Source organism: Hydrogenophaga sp. PAMC20947 (genome assembly GCF_004795855.1).
In the GTDB taxonomy this organism is placed as follows: domain Bacteria; phylum Pseudomonadota; class Gammaproteobacteria; order Burkholderiales; family Burkholderiaceae_C; genus Hydrogenophaga.
Genome location: NZ_CP039252.1, coordinates 1754065 through 1780116 on the forward strand (window position 1 = coordinate 1754065; position 26052 = coordinate 1780116).

The 26052-nt window shown below is 62.8% G+C and carries 21 protein-coding genes; 15 read left to right on the forward strand and 6 right to left on the reverse strand.

The features are described 5' to 3' along the window. Window positions 1-9 precede the first annotated feature (9 nt). The 6 genes from E5678_RS07795 (at window position 10) to E5678_RS07820 (ending at window position 7787) form a co-directional block, all read left to right on the forward strand. On the forward strand, window positions 10-786 hold the full coding sequence (locus tag E5678_RS07795; RefSeq protein ID WP_136177989.1) for a BPSS1780 family membrane protein: 777 nt from the start codon (window positions 10-12) through the stop codon (window positions 784-786). 34 nt (window positions 787-820) lie between these two features. Next, complete coding sequence (locus E5678_RS07800) at window positions 821-1573, forward strand: iron dicitrate transport regulator FecR (RefSeq protein WP_136177990.1); 753 nt, start codon at window positions 821-823, stop codon at window positions 1571-1573. 130 nt (window positions 1574-1703) lie between these two features. After that, window positions 1704-3881: a PhoX family phosphatase gene (locus E5678_RS07805; protein WP_136177991.1), complete on the forward strand. Its 2178-nt coding sequence runs from the start codon at window positions 1704-1706 to the stop codon at window positions 3879-3881. Window positions 3882-4097: 216 nt separating this feature from the next. Beyond that, window positions 4098-4400 carry a hypothetical protein gene (locus E5678_RS07810; RefSeq protein ID WP_136177992.1) on the forward strand — a complete coding sequence of 101 codons (303 nt, stop codon included), beginning with the start codon at window positions 4098-4100 and terminating at the stop codon, window positions 4398-4400. Window positions 4401-4714: 314 nt separating this feature from the next. Then, entirely contained in the window at window positions 4715-5689 is a 975-nt protein-coding gene (locus E5678_RS07815) for a porin (RefSeq protein WP_136177993.1), read from the forward strand. Between the two features lie 205 nt (window positions 5690-5894). Then, window positions 5895-7787: a M48 family metallopeptidase gene (locus E5678_RS07820; protein WP_168708514.1), complete on the forward strand. Its 1893-nt coding sequence runs from the start codon at window positions 5895-5897 to the stop codon at window positions 7785-7787. Here the strand turns inward: E5678_RS07820 and E5678_RS07825 are convergent. Further along, complete coding sequence (locus E5678_RS07825; RefSeq protein ID WP_136177995.1) at window positions 7768-10212, reverse strand: UvrD-helicase domain-containing protein; 2445 nt, start codon at window positions 10210-10212, stop codon at window positions 7768-7770. The two genes, E5678_RS07820 and E5678_RS07825, sit on opposite strands and share 20 nt — an antisense overlap. Window positions 10213-10425: 213 nt before the next feature. Between E5678_RS07825 and E5678_RS07830 the strand changes: the two genes are divergently transcribed. Continuing rightward, window positions 10426-11403, forward strand: a complete 978-nt coding sequence (locus E5678_RS07830) for a GMP reductase (protein ID WP_136177996.1) — start codon at window positions 10426-10428, stop codon at window positions 11401-11403. Between the two features lie 46 nt (window positions 11404-11449). Here E5678_RS07830 and E5678_RS07835 read toward each other — a convergent pair whose 3' ends face one another. Continuing rightward, a complete protein-coding gene (locus E5678_RS07835; RefSeq protein ID WP_136177997.1) occupies window positions 11450-12340 on the reverse strand; it encodes an alpha/beta hydrolase in 891 nt (296 codons plus the stop codon). 134 nt (window positions 12341-12474) lie between these two features. On the opposite strand from E5678_RS07835, the gene E5678_RS07840 reads away from it, so the two are divergent. From E5678_RS07840 to E5678_RS07850, 3 genes are all read left to right on the forward strand, one after another. Continuing rightward, on the forward strand, window positions 12475-13377 hold the full coding sequence (locus E5678_RS07840) for an NAD(P)-dependent oxidoreductase (protein WP_136177998.1): 903 nt from the start codon (window positions 12475-12477) through the stop codon (window positions 13375-13377). A 114-nt stretch (window positions 13378-13491) separates the two neighbouring features. Next, the gene (locus tag E5678_RS07845) at window positions 13492-14328 is read left to right on the forward strand and encodes a MotA/TolQ/ExbB proton channel family protein (RefSeq protein WP_136177999.1); all 837 of its coding nucleotides are present in this window, start codon (window positions 13492-13494) and stop codon (window positions 14326-14328) included. Then, window positions 14315-15172 (forward strand): OmpA family protein, encoded by an 858-nt coding sequence (locus E5678_RS07850; RefSeq protein WP_136178000.1) that lies wholly within the window; start codon window positions 14315-14317, stop codon window positions 15170-15172. The genes E5678_RS07845 and E5678_RS07850 overlap by 14 nt, the downstream gene beginning before the upstream one ends. 51 nt (window positions 15173-15223) lie before the next feature. On the opposite strand, the gene E5678_RS07855 is transcribed toward E5678_RS07850, so the two are convergent. The 3 genes from E5678_RS07855 to E5678_RS07865 form a co-directional block, all read right to left on the reverse strand. Beyond that, entirely contained in the window at window positions 15224-15802 is a 579-nt protein-coding gene (locus E5678_RS07855; protein WP_247596945.1) for a hypothetical protein, read from the reverse strand. 188 nt (window positions 15803-15990) lie between these two features. Continuing rightward, window positions 15991-17019, reverse strand: a complete 1029-nt coding sequence (locus tag E5678_RS07860; protein ID WP_136178001.1) for a mammalian cell entry protein — start codon at window positions 17017-17019, stop codon at window positions 15991-15993. Between the two features lie 5 nt (window positions 17020-17024). Then, on the reverse strand, window positions 17025-17831 hold the full coding sequence (locus E5678_RS07865; RefSeq protein ID WP_136178002.1) for an ABC transporter permease: 807 nt from the start codon (window positions 17829-17831) through the stop codon (window positions 17025-17027). A 200-nt stretch (window positions 17832-18031) separates the two neighbouring features. Between E5678_RS07865 and E5678_RS07870 the strand changes: the two genes are divergently transcribed. After that, window positions 18032-19582, forward strand: a complete 1551-nt coding sequence (locus E5678_RS07870) for an acyl-CoA synthetase (protein ID WP_136180688.1) — start codon at window positions 18032-18034, stop codon at window positions 19580-19582. A gap of 88 nt (window positions 19583-19670) precedes the next feature. On the opposite strand, the gene queG is transcribed toward E5678_RS07870, so the two are convergent. Then, window positions 19671-20759 carry a tRNA epoxyqueuosine(34) reductase QueG gene (gene queG, locus E5678_RS07875; RefSeq protein WP_136180689.1) on the reverse strand — a complete coding sequence of 363 codons (1089 nt, stop codon included), beginning with the start codon at window positions 20757-20759 and terminating at the stop codon, window positions 19671-19673. A gap of 353 nt (window positions 20760-21112) precedes the next feature. Between queG and E5678_RS07880 the strand changes: the two genes are divergently transcribed. From E5678_RS07880 to mutL, 4 genes are all read left to right on the forward strand, one after another. Beyond that, a complete protein-coding gene (locus E5678_RS07880) occupies window positions 21113-21844 on the forward strand; it encodes a response regulator (protein ID WP_136178003.1) in 732 nt (243 codons plus the stop codon). Window positions 21845-22127: 283 nt separating this feature from the next. Beyond that, complete coding sequence (gene tsaE / locus E5678_RS07885; protein WP_247596946.1) at window positions 22128-22622, forward strand: tRNA (adenosine(37)-N6)-threonylcarbamoyltransferase complex ATPase subunit type 1 TsaE; 495 nt, start codon at window positions 22128-22130, stop codon at window positions 22620-22622. Beyond that, window positions 22619-24067: an N-acetylmuramoyl-L-alanine amidase gene (locus E5678_RS07890; RefSeq protein ID WP_136178004.1), complete on the forward strand. Its 1449-nt coding sequence runs from the start codon at window positions 22619-22621 to the stop codon at window positions 24065-24067. The genes tsaE and E5678_RS07890 overlap by 4 nt, the downstream gene beginning before the upstream one ends. Window positions 24068-24133: 66 nt before the next feature. Further along, on the forward strand, window positions 24134-26047 hold the full coding sequence (gene mutL, locus E5678_RS07895) for a DNA mismatch repair endonuclease MutL (RefSeq protein ID WP_136178005.1): 1914 nt from the start codon (window positions 24134-24136) through the stop codon (window positions 26045-26047). Window positions 26048-26052: the final 5 nt, after the last annotated feature.

Consider the following 26052-nt stretch of genomic DNA (forward strand, 5'->3'; position numbering starts at 1 on the left):
AGTCACCGAATGAAATTGCGCAAGGTCAACGCCGCCACCGGCCTCGAATGGGTCAAGCTGGGCATCCGCACATTTGTGCGCCAGCCACTCGCCATTTCAGGCCTGTTCTTCATGTTCATGGCGGCCGTCACGCTGCTGTCCGTGATTCCGATTCTGGGCACGGTGATCGCCGTTGTGCTGACCCCGGCCATCAACCTGGGTCTGATGGCCGCCAGCCGCGAAGCAACGATGGGGCGCTTCCCCATGCCCTCGCTGTTGATCGGCTCCTTCCGAGGCAACCCGGCCCGCGCGCGGGCGATGCTGATTCTGGGCGGGCTGTATGGCGCTGCCTTGCTGCTCACGCTGGGCGTGGCAATGGTGTTTGGCCCCGATCTGCCGCCACCCGATCCCGAGACAGGTGTCACGCCCGAGATCATTGCAACCATCTTGGGCAGCCCGGGACTGTGGCTGGCGATGCTGATGTACATCCCGGTGTCCATGATGTTCTGGCATGCCCCGGCCTTGGTGCACTGGCACGGCGTGAGCCCGACCAAGAGCCTGTTTTTCAGCCTGATGGCCTGCTGGACCAATAAATCTGCATTGATGCTGTATCTGGCGGCCTGGATGGGCGTGATCATGGCGGGCGCGATGCTCATCAGCCTGGTCGGTGGTCTGCTGGGCGGCGCCACAGCACTCAGCTTCATTCTCTATCCCTCTGCGCTGTTCATGGCGTCGATGTTCTACGCTTCGATCTACTTCACTTTCCGGGACAGTTTCGAGACGGCCGAAAACCTGGAAACCGACTGACAACCCATCAACGTTCAACGCACCGGAGCATGCCATGACCTCACACACCCTGCAGGGCCTTGGCGAAGACGAAATTTTATGGTTCCAGCGCCGAAGCGTGGTCTCAGCCAGCGCCGGCTGGCTGGCGATGGGCGGCATGGGTGGCGCCTCGGCACAAGGCCGCAGCAACGTGGTCGACTCGGCCGGTGACATCGCCCTCAATGGCCAGCGGTGGATGCCAGGGCAAAGCATACAGACCGGCGATGACATCGCCACCGGCCCGGCTTCGCGCCTGGTATTCGTGATCGGCAACGCGGCCTTTCACGTGCGGCAAAACTCCCGTCTGCAGGTCGGGCGCGGATCGTCGCTCAACGCGGTCAGCTTGCTGCGCTTGCTCACAGGCGCTGTGGTCAGCGTGTTCGGACGCGGTTCCGCCCGCACCATCGTCACGCCCACCCTCACCGCCGGTATTCGGGGCACTGGCGTCTACACCGAGGTCTTGCCCGACCAGCGCAGCTATTTCTGCAACTGCTATGGCACGGTGGAGCTGGCCTGCGCAGGCGAGCGCATGACGTCGGTGTCTCAGTACCACCAGGCTTTCTGGGCTGACCCCAATGCCAACGCCAGGCAGGCCTTGAAGCCGGCAGGCGCCATCAACCACACCGACGAAGAGCTCGAATTTCTGGCACATCTCATCGACCAGCGCACGGCTTGGGAGCTGGCGGGGCGCAAAGGGGTCAAAGATGGAAAGGGCACCATGAACGCAGCGCCTGGCCAGTTGCATCCGGCCTTCATGCCGCGTCGCTGAGCCGACTGAATGCAGATGCAGATGCAGATGCAGATACGCGTCTGACACACAAACGCCACCAACCCGTCACAGGCCTTTCACGAACCCTGAAGACACTGTTCCCCGGATCAGTTCAAACTCAGAGGACCCTGTGAAAAACCACGTTCAAACCCCCAGCGACATCTTCAACGCGGAAGCGTCCAACAACTCCTCCAACCCCCAGTTCGACCAGATTCTCGAAGCCCGACTGAGCCGCCGCCATATTCTGCGCGGCTCGATCGGCATGGCCGGCATGGGGCTGATTGGTGCAGCGGGACTGGCCGGATGCGCCACCAGCGCACCGATGACACCGATGGCCCATGCGATCACCGCGCTGGGCTTCAAGCCCGTGGCCAAAGGCATGGCCGACCGGGTGGCTGTTCCCGAGGGCTACACCGCGCGCGTGCTCTATGCCTTGGGCGACCCCCTGTCGGCCAGCGTCCCGGCCTTCAAAAACGACGGCACCGACCAACAATTTGACCAGCGTGCCGGCGACCACCACGATGGCATGGACTGGTTTGGCCTGGATGACCACGGCAAGCCTTCTCGCAAAGGTTCCGCCCGGGGCCTGATCGCGATGAACCACGAAGCCACCACCGACGAAAAGCTGTCTTCTTTCTTCATCCATGCCGATGGTGGTACGGCCACGCTGCCGCGCCCGGCCGCTGAGGTCGACAAGGAATTGATGATCCACGGCCTGTCGGTGGTCGAGATACGCAACCAGGGTGGCAACTGGATGTACAACCCCGCTTCGGGCTACAACCGCCGAGTGACCACCATGTCGGAAGCCGCCATCCACGGACCCGCTCGGGGCAGCGAACACCTGGTGACCCGGTATTCAACCGACGCGACCCAGGTGCGAGGCACGCTGAACAACTGCGGCGCAGGCCCAACCCCCTGGGGCACCTATGTCTCCGGTGAAGAAAACTGGTTTGGCTATTTCTTCCGCGATGCCCAGGACGACGACGCCCGCAAGAAAGACAAGCAGGTTCAGGCGCTCAAACGCTATGGCCGCAAGGCCGGCGATGCCAGCCGCCACGGTTGGGAAAGTGCCGGCAGCGGTGACCAGTACGCCCGTTGGAACAACAGTGCCAAGGGCGCCAGTGCACAGGACGATTACCGCAACGAGATGAACACGTTCGGTTATATCGTCGAACTCGACCCGTACGACAAGACCCAGATGCTGCGCAAACGCAGCGCGCTGGGCCGCATGGGCCATGAAAACGTGACTTTCTCGCCCGTGGAAGCCGGCAAGCCGGTCGTGGCCTACATGGGCGATGATTCGCGCGGTGAGTACATGTACAAATTCGTGTCCAAAGCCATGTGGGACGTTTCCGATGCAGAGCCGCGCAACCGCCTGGCGGCCGGCGACAAATACCTGGACCAGGGCACCCTGTATGTGGCCCGGTTCAAGGACGATGGCTCGGGTCAGTGGATCGAACTCTCGATGAACAACCCGGTGATCGCAGGCAGCTCGGCTTTCGAGTTCAAGTCCGACGCCGAAGTGGCCATCTTCACCCGCCTGGCAGCCGACGCTGTGGGCGCCACCAAGATGGACCGTCCTGAGTGGGGTGGCGTGAATCCACGCAATGGTGAGATTTACTTCTCGCTCACCAACAACAGCAAGCGCACCGCTGAAACCACCGATGCGGCCAACCCGCGCTACTACAGCGACACCAAAGGCAGCAAGGAACAGAAAGGCAACGTCAACGGCCACATCTTGCGCATGGCCCAGGCCAAGCCAGCCGACACAGGCTTCCGCTGGGACATCTACCTCTTCGCATCGGAAGCCGGCGCCGACCGCAGCACCGTCAACCTGTCCAGCCTCACCGACGAAAACGACCTGTCGTCGCCCGACGGTCTGGTCTTCAGCAAGGCCACGGGTGTCTGCTGGATCGAAACCGACGACGGCGCCTACACCGACACCACCAACTGCATGCTGCTGGCGGCCCTGCCCGGTCAGGTGGGTGACGGCGGCAAGAAAACGCTGCAATACGGTGACAAGACCGTGACCACCTACGCAGGCAAGCCCCAGACACCCGCCACCCTGAAGCGCTTCCTGGTGGGCCCCAAAGGGGCGGAAATCACCGGCATTTGCGAAACGCCCGACGGCAAGGCCTTGTTCATCAACATCCAGCACCCGGGTGAAAACACGGCCATGGCCAACGTGGGCGATCCGTCCAAATTTGAGAGCCAGTGGCCCTCCAATGCCGGGTATGGTGCGGGCAAACGTCCCCGTTCCGCCACCCTCGTGATCACCAAGAACGATGGCGGCCTGATCGGCAGCTGATCGCCACCGCAAGCGGCAGGAAAACCCGGCATGTGCCGGGTTTTTTTTCGTTCCCGGGGGCATCCTCCTGTGCCGGATCTCAATGTCATCCCGCTGTCATGGCAACGTCATGAAACTTGACCACTGCAGCGCTATGCTTGAGGCCTTTGCGGCAGTGCAACATTTGCTTGCCCGGCGCGCCAACTTCTTTTTGACTCCTGCACCAGGAAACTTCTCATGCAAGCCCTTAAAAAAGCCCGCAAACTGATCGAAAACAAACCGAAGAAAGCAGCAACTCAGGTCTTTTCCAAGCTCATTCTTGCTTTGGAATCCGAGTCCATGTTCAACCTCGCGGAGCTGTATCAACTCGATTACGATGATTTTTCGCTCGCGATGGACATCATGAAAGACTGGCGTCTGGACCGGTACTACACCACCAAGGCCGTGCTGCTGGATCTGTCCATGCAGCTGGAGCAAAACGCGAAAGACGCCGCCGTCAATGCGGATCCCGTGGTGAAAAAGTCTGCCAAAGCTGCTTGAAACGGGCAACCCGACGCCCACAGCCCCACACCATTTGGTGCGGGGCTTTTTTTTGCCTGCCCTGAAAGACGGCGTTCAAGAGGCAGGCCGAATGCAGTCCCGTGTAAAAGCCCCGCGTGCACCCGCAGCGAAGCGCCTGCGGAGACCATTCCCTTGCTGTATCGCGGCCGCCACATGACTGAAAAAGCACAGATCTGTCACAGGCATTTGATGTTCGTTTGCTGAAATACCAGCACCCGATCGCTGTCCGCGACGGGCGGGGCCGACACCGCGGTGGTGGCCGGCCTCGTCAAACCCTGCAATGGAGTTCATTCATGAAAAAAAACCTGATCGCTCTGGCCGTACTGGCCGCTTCTTTCGGCGCCATGGCGCAGTCCTCCGTTACCTTGTATGGACGCGCAGACGTGGGCCTGGGCTCCGAAAAAGTCGGCGGCGAAAGCACCACCAAGATGGTCAACGGTGGACTGACCACGTCGCGCTGGGGCCTGCGCGGCACTGAAGACCTGGGTGGTGGCCTGAAGGCCCACTTCAAGTTCGAGCAGCGTCTGGACCTGAGCACGGGCGCAGTGCAGTCTCCCGATTTCAAGGGCGAGGCCAGCATGGGCCTGATAGGAGGCTTCGGCAAGCTGACCTTGGGCCGTGGCTACACAGTCTACGATGACGTGCGAGCCCTGTCCGTCAGCAGCGCGGTGTTCGATTCGTTGTTCACGCCGGCCAACAATGGCGTGTACAAGTCGTCCGCCAGTGCCGACTACAGCAGCCGCGCAAACGCCCAGATCCGATACGACCTGCCCAACATGGGCGGCGTCTATGGTGGCCTTTCTTATGCCTTCGACCAGTCAGACGAGGTCGACAGCACAATCACGGCCTTGCTGCTGGGTTACAAAAATGGCCCGGTGAACGCCGCGCTTGGTTACCAGGATCAGAAAGCATCGGATGACCAGTACCTGCAGCTGGCCGCTGCGTATGACATGAGCGTCGCCAGCCTCTCGGCAGGCTACAACACCCGATCGGGCACCGACGCCAAAGGCGATGACACCGAACTGACACTGGGCGTGGAAGTGCCCGTGGGCCATGTCAAGCTGTCGGCCTCCTACGCCAGCAGCAAGACCGAAATCGGTGGTGCGACGTCGGGCAAGGCCTCGGGCTTCGGTATCGGCGCTACCTACTCGATGTCCAAGCGCACGCGCCTGTACACCGGGTACCGCTCCGTCGAGGTCAAGGACGGCGCAGGCAACAAGACGTCTGACGGATCCCTGTTCAGCATGGGCGTGCGCCACGATTTCTGATCGATCCGTGGTTCGAATTTAAAATGAGGGAAGGTGGTGGACCCGTCCACTGCCTGGTTTCCAGAGACGCGCAGGGCCCAGGCCCATCAGTGGAGCGCGAATCTTATGGCCGCCCCAGCCCTGGCTGGGGCGGCTCTTTTTTTGAATGAAAAATGCGTTGCAGCAAGCGGCAGCCTCGACGTTAGCGGTGATAGAGTTACTGGCCATGAACCAGACCGATTTCCTGCATTTGGTCAGAACTAGCGAGATCGATGCCCAGGAAAAACCGGCGGCCTATCGCCGCACCGTTGCCTGGTTCGCTACTTTGGGCTATTTCTACGCCGTGGCCAGCGTTGCCCTGGGTGCGGCTTTGATCTTTTTCGCCTGGCTGATGTTCGACCGGGGTCGGTATGTCCCCACGATTGGCGCTGGGCTGGGCGGGGCCGGCCTGTGCTGGGTCGCTCTGGGTGCCTTGTTCACCCGGATTACCCCACCCGACGGTCTGGAGCTCACCCGCGATCAGGCCCCTGAGCTTTTTCGCGCCCTGGACCGCCTGAGAAAACGCCTGGATGGCCCGCCCATCCACCGCGTGGTCATCCACGACGAATACAACGCTTACATCACCCAACAGCCGCTCCTGGGTTTGGTGGGGCCGGTTCGCAACACGCTGGGCGTTGGCCTGCCGCTCTTGCTGACCATCGACAAACCCCGCTTTCTGGCGGTGCTGGCGCACGAATACGCGCACCTGCGCGGGGGCGACGGCCGGCTTGCGACCTGGCTCTACCGCAGCCGCAAAGCCTGGTCGCGCCTGGCCGACCAGGCCTTCGACCGCCACCCGGAACAAGACGACGTGTACGCCTGGTTGACCCGGGGCTTTGTCCATTGGTACGCGCCCCGCCTGGCCGCACGCAGTTTCGCGCTCGCACGCCAGGAAGAGTACACAGCCGACCGGGCCGCCGCCCGCCTGGTCGGCACCGATACCCAGGTCCACGCGCTGCTGGAGATCGCCTTGCGCGCGCCCCAGATGTCACAAACCTGGTGGCACAGTTACTGGGCTCAAGCAACCACCCATGCCGAGCCCGAACTCAAGCCCTATGCCTGGCTGGCCACGCGCAAGCTGGCACCGCCCACGCCCGATGAGCTGGAGCGCGGCCTCGCGTCCATCTGCGCCGAGTTGTCCCACCACGCAGACACCCACCCCACAACCCGAGAACGGGTCGAGGCCCTGAAGGCGCCTCTCGCATTGCCGCCCATGTCCCGGCACCACGCCGGTGCACTGCTGGGCGAAAACCTGCCGCGGGTGATCCGGCATTTCGACCAAGCCTGGTGGGTCGACCACCAGGTGCGGTGGCAGGCTGGCCACCGCCGCGCACAGCGCGATCTCGCGCGCATTGCCGAGCTCAAGCCCCGCCTGGTCAGCCTCGACGCGCCGTCCACACAGCTGCTCGCGCAATGGGTTCATCGGGTGCACGGTGAAAAACAGGCCCTGCCCCTGTTTCGGCTGGCCGTTCAGCGCAACCCAAACATGGCGCTGGCCCGCTGGCGCCTGGCTCTGGCTGGTGGCCGACACAACAACCCTGAAGCACTGGAGCACCTGCAATGGCTGGCCCAGCATTGCCCCCACATGGGCCGTGCTGCTGCGCAAGAAGCCCTGGCACTCATCGACCGCCTGCCTTTTCAGCCCACAACCGCCGATGACCGCCGGGCTTGGCGCGCGCAATTGCGGCAATTCGAAACCCTGGAGGCAGCCGCTGAACAAGCGGTGTCCTCCGAAGCGGATCTGCTGGAGCAGGTACAGCTCCACGACCTGAGCGCGGACGAATGCTTCGATCTGGGCAACTCCCTCAGCCCCCTGGCGTCGGTGCGCCGCCTGTGGATCATGCGCCGGCCTTGTCCGGTGTTTGCGGAACGCCGCCAGTACGTGGTGGTCGTGGAGCTGCGTCCAGGCGCCGACATCCTGGCCCTCTCCCCAGACGATATCGAGCGCCAGCTGCAGCTGCCCGGACCCGCCTGGGTGGTCTACGCCACCACTTTGCGCTCGCCAGAATTCAAATTGCGCAAGTTCCCACTGGGTGAGCCCCTGAACCTCGGGGGAGACGTCAATCGTCCACCGGCGTGAGTTTGGCCACGCTGAGCGCCAGCCACTTCACGCCATGCCGCGTGAAGCTGACCTGAGCGCGCGCATCCGGCCCGGCACCCTCCATCGCCAGCACCTTGCCTTCTCCAAATTTGTTGTGAAACACCTTGAGCCCGGTCTTGATGGCGGTGCCGCGGTCGGGTTCGGGATTGCTTTTGCCGCCCAACCCCTTGGGATCGCTGCCCGAGGCCCAGCCGGGTGACCAGGCGGGCTGCAAAGCCGCCGGCGCACTGCCCCGATTGAAACCACCGCGCCCAGCACTTTGCCACCCGCCGGTGCCGCCGCCCGCGCCACCGCTCCAGGCCGGCTGTTGGGGCGTGAGCCATTTCAAACAGGCTTCGGGCAACTCTTCAAAGAACCGGCTCTTGAGGTTGTAGCGCGTCTGTCCATGCAGCATGCGTGTTTGTGAATGGCTCAGGTACAGCCGCTTGCGCGCCCGTGTGATGGCCACATACATCAGGCGCCGCTCTTCTTCAAGGCCGTCGCGATCGCTCATGGCGTTTTCGTGGGGGAACAGGCCCTCTTCCATGCCGGTGATGAAAACGCAGTCAAACTCCAGTCCTTTGGCCGCGTGCACCGTCATGAGCTGCACCGCGTCTTGCCCGGCCTGCGCCTGGTTGTCACCCGATTCCAGGGCAGCGTGCGTCAGGAAAGACACCAGCGGGCTGAGCGTTTCCCCGGTTTCCGCATCGGGGGCGAGCGGCTCATTGATCACGGGCAAGCTCGGATCAATCCCCTGGCTCACCGGGCTTTGTGTGAGCGCCGGCACCGTTGCCTGCCCCAGCTCATCGACCGGGATCGCCACCGCATCGCGGCCAAAACCCTCGATGCTCACGAAGCTCTCGGCGGCGTTCACCAATTCTTCCAGGTTTTCCACCCGGTCTTGCCCCTCTCGCTCATTTTTGTAGTGCTCGATCAAGCCACTGTGGGCCAGCACCAGCTCGATGATTTCGCGCAGCGTGCGGCCCACGGTCTGCTCGCGCATCACCTCAATCTTGGCCGCAAAACCACCAATCGCCACGCCGGCACGGCCCGTGACCACGCTCACTGCGTCGTGCAACGAGCAGCCCGAAGTGCGCGCCACATCTTGCAGCTGCTCGATGCTGCGCGCACCAATGCCCCGCGGCGGGAAATTCACCACCCGCATGAAGCTCGTGTCGTCGTTGGGGTTCTCCAGCAAACGCAGGTAAGCCAGTGCGTGCTTGATCTCGGCGCGCTCGAAAAAACGCAAGCCACCGTACACGCGGTACGGCATGCTGGCGTTGAACAGCGCCGTTTCCACCACCCGGCTTTGCGCATTGCTGCGGTAGAGCACCGCCATTTCAATCTTGGGGATGTCTTCGCGCGAAAGCTGCTTCATCTCATCGACCATCCACTGCGCTTCGGCAAAATCGCTGGTGGCCTCAAACACACGCACCAATTCGCCGGCGCCTGCATCGGTGCGCAGGTTCTTGCCCAAGCGGTTGCTGTTGTGGCTGATCAGCTCATTGGCCGAATCCAGGATGTTGCTCACGCTGCGGTAGTTCTGCTCCAGCTTGATCTGGTGCTCCACGCGAAACTCGCGCACGAAATCGGCCATGTTGCCCACGCGGGCGCCGCGAAAGGCATAAATGCTCTGGTCGTCATCGCCCACCGCAAACACGGCATTGCCCGCTGGTGTGAGGCCCTCCAGCGGGGGGGTGCTGAATTGCTTGATCCAGGCGTATTGCAAGCGATTGGTGTCTTGAAACTCATCGATCAGGATGTGCCTGAAGCGGCGCTGGTAGTGCTCGCGCACCGCATCGTTGTCGCGCAAGACCTCGTACGAGCGCAGCATCAGCTCGCCAAAATCCACCACCCCTTCGCGCTGGCACTGTTCTTCGTACAGCGCATACAGCTCCACCTTCTTGCGCGTTTCTTCGTCGCGCACCGTTACATCGCCCGGACGCTGTCCATCTTCCTTGCAACCACTGATGAAATACTGGACCTGCTTGGGCGGAAAACGCTCGGCGTCCACATTGAACTGCTTGCACAAGCGTTTGACGGCAGACAGCTGATCTTGTGTGTCCAGAATCTGGAAAGTCTGCGGCAGATTCGCCAGCTTGTAGTGGGCCCGCAAAAAGCGGTTGCAAAGCCCGTGGAACGTGCCGATCCACATGCCGCGTGCGTTGATGGGCAACATGCTGGTCAGCCGCGTCATCATCTCCTTGGCCGCCTTGTTGGTAAAGGTCACCGCCAGAATGCCGGCCGGCCCCACCTGACCGGTTTGCAGCAGCCAGGCAATGCGGGTGGTGAGCACCCGGGTTTTGCCCGAACCTGCCCCAGCAAGAATGAGGGCGTGCTCTGGCGGCAGGGCCACGGCAGCGCCCTGCTCGGCATTCAGGCCGGCGAGCAGCGGGGAGGAGGCTTGGGGTTGTTCAAACAGCATGCCTTGATTGTAGGAAGCTGGCGCCCAAGCTACCGGCGCCCATACAAGACACCCTATAGTGGCCATAAAGGCTTGCGGTAATGCACATCCCCGCCAAGCGCCTAGAATCAAGCACCGGGCCCAAGCAGTTGCGCCCGGTTTTTTTGTGCCCCCTGCACAGAGACCGGCCAGTTCCAAGCGCTTTTTATCTTTTTTGATTCAAGGAACTGGACTGTGGAAATATTTGATTACGACAACATCCTGCTCCTGCCCCGCAAATGTCGGGTAGAGAGCCGCTCCGAATGCGACGCCAGCGTGGAGCTGGGTGGGCGTAAATTCCGCCTGCCCGTTGTGCCGGCCAATATGAAAACGGTCATCGACGAGAAGATCTGCCTGTGGATGGCGCAGAGCGGCTACTTCTACGTAATGCACCGCTTCGACCTGGACAACGTGCAATTTGTGCGCGACATGCACGGTGCTGGCGTCTACGCCTCCATTTCCCTGGGTGTAAAAGCAGCCGACCGCGCCACGGTGGACACCCTGGCCAGTGAAGGCCTGATTCCCGAATACATCACCATCGATATCGCCCACGGCCATGCCGACAGTGTGCGCGACATGATCGGCTACCTCAAGGAAAAACTGCCGCCCAGCTTCGTGATCGCCGGCAACGTGGCCACGCCCGAGGCCATCATCGATCTGGAAAACTGGGGCGCCGACGCCACCAAGGTGGGCGTGGGCCCGGGCAAGGTGTGCATCACCAAACTCAAAACCGGCTTTGGGACCGGCGGCTGGCAACTCTCCGCGCTCAAATGGTGTGCCCGCGTGGCCACCAAGCCCATCATTGCAGACGGCGGCATCCGCAGCCATGGCGACATTGCCAAGAGCGTGCGCTTTGGCGCCACCATGGTGATGATCGGTTCGCTGTTCGCAGGCCACGAAGAGTCGCCCGGCAAGACCGTCGAGGTGGACGGCGAACTGTTCAAGGAGTACTACGGCTCGGCCAGCGACTTCAACAAAGGCGAATACAAACACGTGGAAGGCAAACGCATCCTGGAGCCGATCAAGGGCACGCTGGCCGAGACCCTGATCGAAATGGAACAGGACGTGCAAAGCTCGATCAGCTATTCAGGCGGCACGCAGCTCATGGACATCCGCAAGGTGAATTACGTGATCCTGGGGGGCGACAACGCGGGGGAGCACCTGTTGATGTAATCCGCCGCAGGCGGCGCGAGGGGCATTCCATCGCGGCGCGGGGGCGTCATGCGTGCAGCATTTGCATGGCAAGTTTGTGCAAGCGGTGCTTGGGGTTGACAAGCGCATCGAGCACGCTGAAGTGGTTCAGGCCCGGCAGCGCCTCGCTGACCGGCACCGCCTCACAACCCCAGGCGTCCTGGATCAGCTGGTTCTGGCGCAGAAACTCGGCACTTTCATCTCCACCCGCCACCGAACACAACACGCCCCACTCGTCTTCCCACAGCATGGGCGCGGGCATCTTGGCCGGGCTGGCTTTTAGGGCATCGGCCGCTGTAAGGCGCAAACTGGTGCGCAGGAACGGTGCGTGGCGCAGCGGCTCCAGGTCGTACAACCCGGAAATCGACAATGCGTTTTTCACCAGCGCTTCAGGCAAATCGCCGGCAAACGTTGGCCACTGGCAGGCCATGAGCATGGCGGCCAGATGCCCGCCAGCGGAGTGGCCCACCACTGTGATGCGATCGGGGTCACCGCCGTGCACCGCAATGTGGCGGTACACCCAGGCCAAAGCGCGGACCATCTGGAGCGCAATGTCGGGAATCGTCACGGCTGGGCAGAGGGCGTAGTTGGGCACGACCACACAGGCCCCCTTCTTGACGAAGGACGACGCCACAAAGGAATGGTCGGCCTTGTCGAGGCCGCGCCAGTAACCCCCATGAATAAACACCAGCACCGGCGCCAAGCCCTGCTCGGGTTTGCGCTGCGCCGGAAACAGGTCCAGTGTTTCGCCAGCTTCGTGGCCGTAGGCCACGTCGATCATGCCATTGAGTTTGGCCCTGGCTGTTGCCGATTCGCGCACCCAGCGTTCGAAGAATTCGCCGTACTCGGGCACGAGGGCACGGTTGTTGTATTGGCTGTCCAGCCAGGCGGGATCGGGACGTGGGGATGCAGATTTCATCCGCGGGATTGTGTCATGGGGCCGGCGCTTGCGCCGCGTTGGCCCCCGTCCCGTCACACCGCCTACCCTGCCCACCCTGCAGCCGCCACAGGACTTGCCTACAATTTTGGATACCCATTCTCTGGAACACGCCCATGACCGAACGATCCTCGCCAACCGCTTCCTTGCCCACCGTCGCCGTGCTGGGCATCGGCCTCATGGGCTTTCCGATCGGGCGCCGCCTGTGTGAAGCGGGTTACCCGGTTCGCGCGTGGAACCGTTCCCCAGACAAGGCGCAACGGCTGGTACCTTTCGGCGCCGCCGTTTTCCCTTCGGCCGCCGATGCGGTCAACTTGGCCGATGTGGTGATCACCTTGCTGGAAAACGGCGACGTGGTTGAAGACGTGTTGTTCAGACAAGGTGCGGCAGCGGCCTTGCGCCCGGGAAGCCTGGTGATCGATATGTCGTCGATCCGGCCCGCCCAGGCGCGTGACCACGCCGACCGGCTCTCAGCCGTTCAGGTGCAGCATCTGGACGCACCCGTGTCGGGCGGCACCGTGGGCGCCGAAGCCGGCACGCTCGCCATCATGGCGGGCGGCGAGCCCCCTGCTTTTGAGCGTGCCCAACAGGTGTTCCAGCAACTCGGTAGAGCCACCCACGTCGGGCCCCATGGCGCGGGGCAACTCGCCAAGCTGGCCAACCAGATGATCGTGGGCATCACGATTGGGGCAGTGGCCGAAGCCCTGTTGCTGTGTGAAAAGGGTGGTGCCGACATGGCCAAGGTCCGTGAGGCCATAGGCGGGGGCTTCGCCGAAAGCCGGGTCCTGCAACTGCATGGTCAGCGCATGGTCGAGCGCGATTTCAACAAGCGGGCGGCCGTCACGGTGCAGCTCAAGGACATGCGCAATGCCCTGTCGACCGCAAAGGAACTGGGCTTTGACGCCCCCATCACCGGCTTGTTCGAGCAGCTCTTTGCCCAAGCAGTGGATCACGGGCTCGGCGATCTGGACCATTCGGCCCTGTTTGTCGAGCTGGCCCGGCGCAACGGCATGGAATGAGTGCCCTGAGGGTCTCACCGCAAACTGAGGGGTCAAAACTGGCTTTTTGAGGGCTTTGGCATCACAAAGGCGACGAACAATGGAGGACATCTGAACCCCATTCTGAGTCTACGTTTGAACCCCTCCACCCTCATCGGCATGATCGCCAGCGTGCTGTTCATGGCCACCATCCTGCTGTTTGGCGCGGACGACCCGGCCAAATTCGTGGATCTTCCCAGCATTGCCATCGTGCTCGGCGGCACGTTGGCGGCTACGTTTCTCAGCTACCCCCTGAGGGAAATCCGCCGGGTATTCCCCTTGGTTGCCCAGGTGTTCCGACAAGAACGGCTGGAAACCCAGCACAGCATTGAAGAAGTGGTGGCCATATCGCGCATGTGGATGCGCGCAGACCTGCAGGCTGTGGAGCGCGCCCTGCCTCAGATCAGCAACCCGTTCCTGCGCACGGGCGTGCAGATGATCATTGACCGCACACCCGAAGACGAAATCATCGATTTGCTGCAGTGGCGCATCGCCCACCTGCGCTCCCGCGAGATGGCCGAAGCCGGCATTTTCCGGGGCATGGCCAGCTTTGCGCCTGCGTTTGGCATGGTAGGCACGCTCATTGGCCTGATCAACCTCATGGACCTGGTGGGCGCCGGTGACCTGAGCGTGATCGGCAGCCAGCTCGCCGTGGCGCTCATGACCACCCTGTACGGCGTGTTGCTGGCCAACCTGCTGTTCAAGCCCATCGCACTGAAGCTGGAGCGCCGCACCGAGCAGCGCCTGGTGGTGATGAACATGGTTCTCGAAGGCATTTCCATGATGTGCGCTGGCCGCAGCCCTTCGCTGATGCGCGAGACGCTCAAGGCATTTGTAGCCCAGTTCGACGACGAAATGTTCGACGGCGGATCGGCCCCCATTCCGGCCCGTGCGCCAGCACCCAAACCCAAGGCGGGCCATGTCAAGCGTTGATTCCGGCTTCTCCCTGCTGGAACCGAGCCAGCGCCCTGCCCTGCCCCAGACGCGCGGCAAGGCGGCGGGCCGACGCAACAGCAGCTACAGCCGCTGGCACCTGGAATCCAGCGTGACCAACGAAGAAGATGGCTGGCTGTTGACCTACCTCGATGTGATCACCCTGATGCTGGTGATGATGGTGGTGATGCTGTCGGTGGCTGGCCCTCAGGGCGAAGCCCACGAATCGGGCACACCCGCCTCGCTCACGCCCCCACCCGACCCGCTGGCCACAGCAGCTGCAGCCACCGTGCAACCCCCGCTGGTGGTGCCGCCAGTGGCCCTGCCTGTGACCCAGCCAGCCGCGCCAACCACCCCCATCGACGCCAAAGGCACACCGCCTCAAGCCGCCCCTGCACCGCCCGCCGACACCTGGGCCAACCTCAAGCTCGAACAGGTCGGCCAGGACATCGCCGTCACCCCCGGGAAAGACTCGGTGCGGTTTCGCATCAGCAATGAACTGCTGTTCCCTTCGGGCGACGCCCGCCTGGTTCGGGGAGGCGATGCGGTGCTCGACAAATTGCTACCCACCTTGCTGGCCGATCCTGAGCTGCGCCTGGTCGTGGAAGGCCATACCGACAACATCCCGATCCAGACCGAGCGCTACCCCTCCAACTGGGAGCTCTCCACTGGACGTGCCGCCAGCGTGGCGCGCTACCTGATCGAACACGGGGTTGCACCTCAGCGCGTGCAGGCCTCGGGCTACGCCGACACACGGCCCATCGGCGGCAAAGACAACCCGGTGGACCGCAATGTCAACCGGCGGGTTGAACTGATTCTGGAAAAGGTCAAGCCGCCCGGTTGACCTGCCGAGCGCCAAAGAAGAGACCGCGTGCCCGCTTGCGGGCCAGTCCGGTCAACGTGGTGGGGGCGCCACCAGATCGATGCGCCGCTGAAGCCGTGCCACCTCATCGTCAGCGCCAGCAGACCGCGCCCGCTCCTGCGCCACACCCAGCCAGGCCAGCAAGGGCTTTCGCCAGCCCATGGCAGAAGCCGTGTCCACCGCTTGCTGCACGGTGCCCGGCGTGGCCTCACCGCGCCGCAACAACACGCCGGCCGCGACCAGGCGCGACAATGGGTCGTCGACCTTGGACAGCAAGGCATCGCTTCCCGCGCCCGTGGCCAAAACCAGGGGCTGGTGGACCTTGGGCAACAGGGCCACATCCGTGGCTCCGGCCGTACCCGCCAGGTAGCCGGCATAAGCCCGCTCTGCATCGGCCGCCTCCGAAGCCAGAGCCTCAAAACCCGTACAAGGCGCCACATCCAGCGAAGCCACCCGCGCCGCACAGCGCACCAGCTCCACCCGGGCCACCCAATCCGCCCGCCCCGTGCTCGCCACCTCGGTCCGCGCCCGGGAAAATTCCACCGCCTCGATAGCCGAATCGCCCCGAAGCCCAGCCTCGGTAGACCGCTCCAGACTCCCCTTGGCCCCCATCTGCCAATCAGGCGCAGGCGGCGCACTGGAACAAGCAGCAAGCCCCAAACCAAGCAGGCCGGCCAGAAAAAGGGACTTCCCGAGCGAGGTTCTCCTCAACCCAGAATGCCGCCGATCTGGCATTGCCAGGCGGCCAGCGTTGCACCCCAGGGGGGGTGACGAAGAAGTCGGCGCAGGGGGGATGTGAATCATGGCAGTACGATCTCCGCATCTCGCGCAAAAGGCCACTTGCGGTTCAAATCGTTGACCAGCGAATCCACCTTGCGCAGGCTGGCTTCAACCTCGGCGCGCAACGTGGTCAGGTCGGTCGTGGCCTCGCGCGTATTGCTGGCAATACCCTGTGCTTCCACCAGCACCTGATCAACCTTCTGCAAGCTGCCGCGGGCGTTGCCCAGCAGGTTGTTGAGTTCTTGCACCGTGGCTCGGGCGTCGTTGACCAGACCACCGTTGGCCGCAACGCCTGCTTTGCCACTGGCACCAAACACCTGTTGATCGGCATTGGCCACCAGCCCGTCCAGGCGCTTGGCCAACTGATCGGCCCGGCCCAACACGGCGTTGGCGCGATCGATCGTGGTCACGATTTTCTGGGCATCGGTTTCATTGCCAAACATCAGTCCCATCGCGCCTTGAGGGCCCTTGAGCGTGGCGGTCACCGCCTGCAGGTTCGCCAGGCTTTCCGTCAACGGGGCACCTTCGCGCGTCAACCCGTTGAGGTTGTCCAGCAAATCGCGCACCTGGGCCAGCAGCCTGGGGAACTCCGCCGCCGCGTCTCCGCGCAACACCTGCCGCACAGCGCCCTCTTCCAGAGGGGGGTCAGACAACATACCGCTGTAAGCGCGGATCTTGGTGCCCCCGACCAGTGCTTTCTCCATGGTGAAAATGCTGGAGCTGCGCAACCATTTGGCGTCTTTGATGGGCACATCAACCAGGATGCGAACATTGCCATCCTCGGCCAGCTCGATGCGCGCGACGGTACCAATGGCAAACCCGGCAAAGGTCATGTCCATGCCAGCGACCACACCTTCGGAATCATCAGACATGAGCACCAGCCGTTGCGTGCGTTCAAAAACGCCGCGCGCGTACATGACATACAGCGCCGAACCCACCAGCAAAGTCAGGAGCAAAAGCAACAGCACGCCTGCCTTGAATTCCAGGTTTTTCACTGGAGGCTGCGGATCGAGCACTGGGCCGGATGGCGGATTGGGAGGTGTGGACATGGGGGTCAATAGTAATTGCCCAAAAGGGAAATCACTTCCATCAAGAGAATGACCGATAGCAATCGGGCGAATTCCGAGATATCGCTGCGGCGCGAAAACCCGCCACCGACATCGGGTTTGGCACTGGCGGCCATGGGCACAAAGGCCACAGCAAAACTGAAGAACAAGGTCTTTAGCCCAAAAATGAGCGAAACCTCCGGTGAAAAAACGCTCCCCACGCTGCGGTTGTAGTCGGCCAGCGCCCAAGGCGAAAACCCGTACACATTCACGTAGGTCAACAGCAGTGTGAGCACACAGCTCAGCGCGGCCAGCAACAACACCGAGAAAACGCCCGCCAATGCGCGCGGCAACATGTCCTGGCGCAACAGCAACTGGCGGGGGCGGAACACGCCTTGGCGGTACTCGTTTGCCAGCAGGCGCCGAATGCGCTGGGCCTCAGGCATGGAGTAGCGAACCGCCACAAACAGGGCTGCGTAAAGCGGAATCAGCTCCAGCACCAGCGTGCGAACCAACACCTCCAGCGCGTACTGGGATAGCCCATAGCTCAGGGCCGTGGCCACCACGATGCGGATCAACACCAGGCTCACCAGCGCCGACAGCACCAGAAACCAGGTCAGCAGCGGCGCCGTCGATCGGTACAGGTGCAGCATCAGTCCATGACGCTCTTCGCGGTCGTCGTAACTTGATGGCGAGAGCGCCAGTACCACGATCTGGGCCCCGATCAGCAACACCTGCCACCAGGCGACCCACCCGGTCAACACCTGCCGGCCCCAGCGGAGCAGGCCATTGTTCAGAGAGGAAAACAGGTTCATGGCACGAATGATAGGGCTTGCGACACGTGGGCGACAGGTTGGGTCGGCACGCGGGTGGAAACGCCATGGCGCAACGGAAAAAACCAGTTCTTAATGGGAAGTTGCTGTGATCGGCCATGCCAAAACAGGGTGAACCGAACCGCGTGCCAAGGATGTAACAGGAGACAACAACCGTGAACGACACCACCCACGCCCCGCCCATGGCCCCGATCGTGCGCCGTCAGACCATTGCCGACGCCTTGCACCGCACCGCCCAGCGACTGCCCACCAAAACAGCCATCACCTGCGGCGCAACCAGCTGGACCTACGCAGAGTTCAACGCCCTCGTCAGCCGCCTGTGCGCGGGGCTCCACAGCATCGGCGTTGGCCAGGGCGACAAGGTCGCCGTGCTTGCGCGCAATTCCCACGGCTTTGCCGCGCTGCGCTTTGCACTGGCGCGCCGGGGCGCGGTCATGGTGCCCATCAACTTCATGCTTAAAGCCGACGAAGTGGCCTTCATCCTGCGCCACGCCGGCGCCCAAACGCTGGCAACCGACAGCGGCCTGGCCGAGCTCGCACAAGCCGCTGCCGCGCTGGAGACCCAGGTGGAACAGTTCATCTGGCTGCCCAGCGAAGCCGCCACCGAGCCCGTCGAAGGCATGCACCCATTCGACGCCCTTGCGGCCTGCACCGATCCGCTGCCCGAGGTCACCCTGGACAGCTTCGATCTCGCGCAGATCGTCTACACCAGCGGCACCGAATCCAGTCCCAAAGGCGCCATGCTCACCCACGACGCTGTGCTCTGGCAATACGTGAGCTGCGTCCTCAACGCGGAAATAGCCGAAACAGACCGCATGCTTCACGCCCTGCCGCTGTACCACTGCGCACAGCTGGATGTGTTTTTTGGCCCCGCCGTCTACATTGGCAGCAGCAACGTCATCACTGGCGCCCCCACGTCCGACAATTTGCTCAACCTGCTCGAACACCACCAGATCACCAGTTTCTTCGCTCCGCCCACGGTCTGGATATCCCTCCTGCGCTCACCCGGTTTTGACGCCGCCAAACTCAACCACCTCAACAAGGGCTATTACGGCGCGTCCATCATGCCGGTCGAGGTGCTCAAAGAGCTCGCCACGCGCCTGCCCAAGGTGCGGTTGTGGAACCTCTACGGCCAGACCGAAATCGCGCCGCTCGCCACCATGCTGGGACCGGATGACCAACTGCGAAAGCCTGGTTCTTGCGGCAAAGCCGTGCTCAACGTGGAAACCCGCGTGGTCAACGACCACATGGAAAATGTGGCCTTGGGCGAGGTGGGCGAGATCGTGCACCGCTCGCCCCACCTCATGCTCGGTTACTACAACGACCCCGAGCGCACCGCAGCTGCCTTCGAAGGCGACTGGTTCCACAGCGGTGACCTCGCGGTGGTCGACGACGAAGGCTTCATCACCGTCGTCGATCGCAAGAAGGACATGATCAAGACCGGCGGCGAAAACGTGGCCAGCCGCGAGGTCGAGGAGATGATTTACCGTTTGCCCGCCGTCAGCGAAGTGGCCGTGATCGGTCTGCCGGATGCGAAATGGGTCGAAGCGGTGACGGCTGTGATCGTGGTCAAGGCCGGGCAGTCACTGACCGAAGACGATGTCATGACGCATTGCAATGCCCACATGGCGCACTTCAAAGCGCCCAAACGCGTGCTGTTCACAGAGGCATTGCCGAAGAACCCCAGCGGAAAGCTGCTCAAGCGGGAGTTGCGAAGCAGCTATGCAGCCTGAGCCGTTGCAGACATTGAACGGCTGCGTGGCCTCCGCACGGCCCATTGCACCAGCATGACACCCGCAACGGATCACCCTGGTGTGGTGATCAGGACGGCTTGGGATTGTTCGCGATCGCCCAGGCCACATGTTCTCGCACCAGTTCGGCAGGGTGCTCGGCGCGGGCACCCAGTGCCGATCGCAATGGCGCAGCAGTCGATTCATCGGCCACACGCAATGCGTTACCCATCGCCACAGCGATGTTGCGCAACCACCGCTCGTGCCCGATGCGGCGGATCGGGCTGCCTTCGGTTCGACGCAAAAACACTTCTTCCGACCAAGCAAACAACTCGATCAGTGTGGCCCCCGTGAGCCCTTCGCGCGGATCAAAATCAGGCAGTGCACTTCGGACGGCGAACTTGTTCCAGGGGCACACCAGCTGACAATCGTCACAACCATAAATCCGGTTGCCGATCAGTGGGCGCAGCTCTTGCGGAATGGCCCCTGGGTGTTCGATCGTGAGGTAGGAAATGCAACGCCTTGCATCCAGGCGGCGGGGGCCGAGAATCGCCTGGGTCGGGCAAACATCGATGCAAGCGGTGCAGGCGCCGCAATGGTCGCTCACGGGCTCGCTGTTGGGCAAGGCCAGATCCACATAGATCTCACCCAAAAAAAACATCGATCCGCCTTCGCGGTTCAGCACCAGCGTGTGTTTGCCGCGCCAGCCCTGGCCGCTGCGTTGCGCCAGCTCGGCCTCCAGCACAGGCGCTGAATCGGTGAACGCGCGGTGCCCCAATGGCCCCACCTGCTCGGCGATACGGTCAGCGAGTTTCTGCAGGCGTGCGCGCAAGACCTTGTGGTAGTCCCGCCCTCGGGCATAGACCGAAACAATGGCTTCTTCGGGGCGACTCAACCGGGCCAGTTCGTGTCCCGACCAGCCCTCGGATGTCCCTCTGGGCAAATAGTCCATGCGGGCCGTGATCACACTCACCGTACCCGGGACCAACTCAGCCGGTCGGGCACGCCTCAGCCCGTGGCTCGCCATGTAGCCCATCTCGCCATGAAAACCTTGGGCCAGCCAGGCTTGCAGCCCCGGTTCGGCTGAGGACAAGTCCACCCCCGCCACACCGATGTGCGAAAACCCCAGCTCCCGACCCCAGACCTGAATCGAAGAGACGAGATCGGGATCCGTGGGCATGCGGTCAGAGGGCTTGGTGGTGGTCGTGGTTCCCATGGGATTCCCATTGTAGGAACTCGATCGACCTGCCCGCCCGCTCCAGCCTGCATTGGCCTCGGCTGAACGCCAATTTTTCGCAAACGATCCCGTCAGAAAAACCTGCATTTTCACTCAAAAATCCATCAAATCTCCACAAGTCGCAAACAAACTGGGCCGCTATGCGCCGCCCTTGGGACATCCCTCGATCGACCATGCTGCTGATGGCTGTGGAGTTCATTGCATGGGTGGTCCGGCGGCCTCGTCAGCGCACACCTGTCAAGCCTGAAGGGCTCGCGCATTGAAATCAATCTTCCCGCTCACGCGCAAACGCCCACATGAACTCATCGACGTCAAGTGCACGTGTCCTGGTTGTTGAGGATGACCCGAAAATCTCACGCCTGTTGGTCGACTGCCTGGAAGCCGAGGGCCTGTCGGTCGATGTCGCCGACAACGGGCAGGTGGCCGTCAACTTCATTCGCCACGAACCGCCGGCGCTGGTCTTGCTTGACCTGATGCTGCCTGGCTTGAATGGCGTGGCGGTTTGCCGTTCGGTTCGTCCGTTCTACAACGGCCCCATCATCATGCTCACGGCCAGAATTGACGAGATCGACCGCCTCATGGGCCTTGATTCCGGTGCGGACGACTATGTGTGCAAGCCCTTCAGTCCCCGCGAAGTGATGGCACGGGTCAAGGCCCAATTGCGGCGTTTGCAAGGCCGGGTGGCGACAGCGCAAAACCCTTGGTCGATTGATGATGAACGGCATCGAATCGCATGGCAGGGGCAATGGCTCGAGCTCACCCGGCAGGAATTCCGGCTTTTTCGCCTGCTGCTGGCCAGGCCAGGCCATGCGGTATCCAGGGGGTGGTTGTACAACAGCTTGCAAGGCGACAACCGCAACGTTGGAGACCACGAAGTTGACATCCATTTGAAGACCCTGCAGGGGAAGCTTCAAGCGATCGACCCGTCATTTGCCTGCATCAACCCGGTCTACGGCGTGGGTTATCGATTCGACTGCCCCCACCCAGCCCCTCAAAGCGTGCTTTCGCACCGCACCCAACCCGCCTGACAGCAGACCCAGGGCCAGCTGGGCACCCCGCCGGACGCCTTTTTACACAGGACCGGCACAAAGATCACAAGTCTTACAGGCTGCCTGTCGGAAACACGCCACCACAGATGGCCCCCGATTGGGGAAAATAGGGGCTTCGGCCCTTGGTCCAAACTGTCAAGACACGTTGAGTATCAACAACCCTCCCAGCCTTCGTCACCCGTCCGCTCCTGCCACCAGTCGTCCGCCGGTCGAGGCGGTTGGCCAGCGTTGGCAAGGAGATTGGCCCGATGAAGCGGCAACGATGGCCTTTGCGCAACGGCTGGCCAGCAGCCCCGCGATCGTGAATGCCACACTCACCCTGCACGGTGACCTCGGTGCGGGCAAGACCACGCTGGTGCGCCACCTGTTGCGAGCACTGGGCGTCGAGGGCAGGATCAAAAGCCCCACTTACGCCGTGGTGGAACCTCACCAATCCCAACGATGCGCCTTGCTGCCCGGTGGCGAGCTGCTGCACATCTGGCATTTTGACTTTTACCGGTTCACAGACCCCCGAGAATGGGAAGATGCTGGCTTTCGCGAACTTTTTGCTGCGCCCGGCCTCAAGCTGGTGGAGTGGCCCGAACGTGCGGCCGGCTATTTGCCCCCCGTTGACGCCGACATCCATATCCAGACCGACCCTATGTACACCCCCTCCATCGACCTCGAACTGGATGAAGCATCGCCTGATGAGCGCTCGGTGGTCATGAACGCGTTCACCCCCGCGGGCCAACAACTGCTGGCCGCGCTGACCGCATGAAGTCGAAATCCCCCGAAACCGTGACCCGCCGAAGCCTGTTGCAGGCCGGCTCACTGGTGCTTTTGATCGGTGCGCACCAGATCGCACGGGGGGCGACTGTGGTGGCGGTGCGGATCTGGCCGTCCAAAGATTACACCCGCCTCACGATCGAGTCCGACGGCGAGTTGAAAGTCAAACAGACCGCCAACAGCGATCCCCTGCGTCTCAGGGTATTTATTGAAGGCATCGACTTGCTCGCGCCGGTGCGCGAGCTGGTGGGCAAGCTCAAGTCCGATGACCCCAACATTGCGGGCATGTCGGTGGCCCAGGCTGGGCTCAATGTGGTGAGTCTGCGCATCGAGCTCAAGAAACCCATCGAACCCCAGGTGTTCAACCTCGATCCGGTGGCCGCCTACCGCCACCGGTTGGTGCTGGACCTGCACCCGATCAACCTGCCGGACCCACTGGAAGAGCTGATCAGCCAGCGCATCAAGGACATGGACGAAGCCAGCGCACGCGCAGCGCGTTTGCTTGGCATTGAAACGGCCACTCTGGGCGCTCAGGCCGAGCCACATGACCCATTGGGCGACTGGATCACCAGCAGCCGCAACCCCGGTAAAGCGCCTGGCGCCGCCCCAGGCGATGGCGGCGGCGAAGCCACTGCCCTGGCGTCTGCCGCCGCTGGGCCTTCCAGTGCCAAGCGCAAGCCACGCAGCGCCAACACAGCCAGCCACAACGAGACCGATCGCCTGATCATTGTGGCGCTGGACCCGGGCCACGGCGGCGAAGACCCGGGCGCATCTGGCCCGGCCGGCACCCGCGAAAAAGACGTGGTGCTGAAAGTGGCCCTGCGCTTGCGCGACCGCATCAACGCCACCACGGTCAATGGCCACCCCATGCGGGCCTATCTCACCCGGGATGCCGATTTTTTTGTGCCCCTCAATGTGCGTGTCCAGAAGGCTCAAAAGGTCAACGCGGACCTTTTCATCAGCCTGCATGCCGATGCGTTTTTCACACCGGACCCACAAGGGGCCAGTGTGTTTGCGCTCAGCACCAAAGGGGCCAGCAGCGCAGCAGCGCGCTGGATGGCCCAAAAGGAGAACGCGGCCGATCTGGTGGGCGGCGTGAGCCTGAAAACCAAAGACGCCACGGTGCACCGCGCCTTGCTCGACATGAGCACCGCCGCCCAGATCAAGGACAGCATCATGCTCGGAGGCGCCATGTTGGGCGAAGTGAAGAAAATCGGAAAGCTGCACAAACCACGCGTTGAACAGGCGGGCTTTGCGGTGCTTAAAGCGCCGGATATCCCCAGCGTACTGGTGGAAACCGCGTTCATCAGCAACCCGGACGAAGAGCGCAGACTCAACAGCGAGGCTTACCAGAACGATCTGGCCAATGCCTTGCTCAAGGGCATCATCAACTACTTCTCGCAAAACCCGCCACTGGCGCGCAACCGCTCGGTCTAGACGGACGCTGAGGGGGCATAGCGGCCCTTAAAGCGCCTGCACAGCAAGCGCACCTACAATTTCGGGGTGAATGCTTCTACAACTGCCCCACCCGCCCGCCGCCCCATCCGTGAGCTGCCCGACGAACTGATCAGCCAGATCGCGGCCGGCGAAGTTGTGGAGCGTCCGGCCTCAGTGGTGCGCGAGCTCGTGGACAACGCCCTGGATGCAGGCGCTACCCAGATCACCTTGCGCTTGCAAGCGGGGGGCGTGCGGTTGATCAGCGTGGAAGACAACGGCTATGGCATCTTGCGCGCCGAACTGCCCACCGCGCTCAAACGCCACGCCACCAGCAAGATCGCCAGCCTGGGCGATCTTGAATCGGTGGACACCATGGGCTTTCGGGGCGAAGCCCTGGCTGCGATCTGCTCGATCGCCGAAGTCTCTCTGCTGACCCGGGTCGATACCGAAGCAGAGCCTCATGGCTGGCTGCTCGACGGACGCAGCGGCGAGCTGCAACCCGCGGCACGCTCCCGCGGCACCACCGTCGAAGTCCGTGAGCTGTTTTTTGCCACTCCCGCGCGCCGCAAGTTTTTGAAAACCGACGCCACCGAACTGGCCCATTGCGTGGAAGCCGTGCGCCGCCATGCGCTGGCCCGCCCGGACGTGGGCTTTGCCATCTGGCACGACGGCAAGCTTTCGACCCAGTGGCGCGCCGTGCCCGGCGGGGGCATGGATGCCTTGCGCCAGCGCTTGGTCGATGTGCTGGGCGAGGCCTTTGTCGAGCAAGCCGTGGCCGTTGACTGGCCGGTGCATGCGCCAGAGGCCACTGAATACGGCGGTCAGCGCCTGCGCGTCTGGGGCTTCGCGGGCGTTCCCGATGCCGCGCGCTCGCGCAATGACTGGCAGTTTGCCTATGTCAACGGCCGCTACGTGCGCGACAAAACCATCACCCACGCCGCACGCAGCGCCTACGAAGATGTGCTGCACGGCCACCGGCAGCCGGTCTTTGCCCTCTTCATCACGCTCGACCCCGCCAGGGTCGATGTGAACGTGCACCCGACAAAGATCGAAGTGCGCTTTCGGGATGGTCGCGAAGTGCACCAGGGCGTGCGGCACGCAGTGGAGAACGCGCTGGCCGCGCCACGCGCCGGGGCAGCGCTGGACAAATCGACTCCCGTGGCCACGTTGTCACCCACAACCAGCGGGTTGGGTCTTCAGTCCGACCGATTTACCGCTCCCCAACGCGCCCAGGTGCAAGACCCGCTGCGCTTCCCCAGCAGCTACAGCCCCCTGCCGGAAGTTGGCCACCGCGTGAGCGATATGTCAGCGTTGTGGCAGCCGAGCAGCGCCCAAGCAAACAACCCGCTTCAGCCAACGCTGTCGGCCCATCCGGCGCCCTCGCTGCCCGACGGCGACTGGCCGCTGGGTCGGGCCATTGCGCAACTGCAAGGCGTGTATATCCTGGCCGAGAACACGCAGGGGCTGGTGGTGGTGGACATGCACGCTGCCCACGAACGCATCGTCTACGAGCGCCTCAAGCAGCAAATGGACAGCGAACAACTCGCCAGCCAGCCGTTGCTCATTCCCGCCACCTTTGCGGCGACACCGCAAGAAGTGGCGACCGCCGAAGAACAAGCCGTGGTTCTCGCCATGCTGGGGCTGGAAGTGGTGCCGTTTTCGCCCAAAACGCTGGCGGTGCGCGCTGTACCGACCACATTGGCCCAGGGCGACCCCGTGGAGCTCGCCCGCAGCGTGCTGGCCGAGCTGGCCCAACACGACGCCAGCACCGTGGTCCAACGCGCCCGCAACGAGCTGCTCGCCACCATGGCCTGCCACGGCGCCGTGCGCGCCAACCGGCGCCTGACCCTCGAGGAGATGAATGCCCTGCTGCGCCAGATGGAAGTCACCGAACGATCAGATCAATGCAACCACGGCCGGCCGACCTGGCGGCAGATGGGCATGAAAGAGCTGGACGCCTTGTTCATGCGCGGGCGTTAAGGCCG